This is a genomic window from Streptomyces sp. NPDC001933 (assembly GCF_042890955.1).
Lineage (GTDB): Bacteria > Actinomycetota > Actinomycetes > Streptomycetales > Streptomycetaceae > Streptomyces.
In genome coordinates this window covers 1-404 of the sequence record NZ_JBIASS010000016.1, presented here as the reverse complement: position 1 = coordinate 404, position 404 = coordinate 1, and the positions used below count along the sequence as shown (strand labels likewise).

General features: G+C 78.5%; 1 protein-coding gene. It reads right to left on the bottom strand.

What is annotated here, in order from left to right; genetic code table 11:
• Positions 1-150: 150 nt before the first annotated feature.
• The coding region (locus ACFYY7_RS31605) for a DNA-directed RNA polymerase subunit alpha C-terminal domain-containing protein (protein ID WP_388667199.1) at positions 151-404 on the bottom strand (254 nt) is incomplete at its 5' end.

Sequence of the window (404 nt, the reverse complement as noted above, 5' to 3'; positions counted from 1 at the left end):
ACACCCCCCACCCCCCCCCCACCCCGCCCCCCCCCCCCCCCCCCCCCCCCCCCCCGCCCCGCCCGCCCGCCCCCCCCCCCCCCCCCCCCCCCCCCCCCCCCCCCGGGGGGGCGGCCCCCCCCCCCCCCCCCCCCCCCGGCCGGAGGCGGATCAGTACTGCTCGGTCTCCACGAAACCGGCGTCCGCGTCGTCGTCGGCGCCGAAGGCGTCGGCGGCGGCGGTCGGGTCGAAGCCGGGAGGCGAGTCCTTCAGCGCGAGGCCCATACCGGCCAGCTTCGCCTTGACCTCGTCGATCGACTTCGCACCGAAGTTGCGGATGTCGAGCAGGTCGGCCTCGGAACGGGCCACGAGCTCACCCACGGAGTGGATGCCCTCGCGCTTGAGGCAGTTGTACGAACGGACCG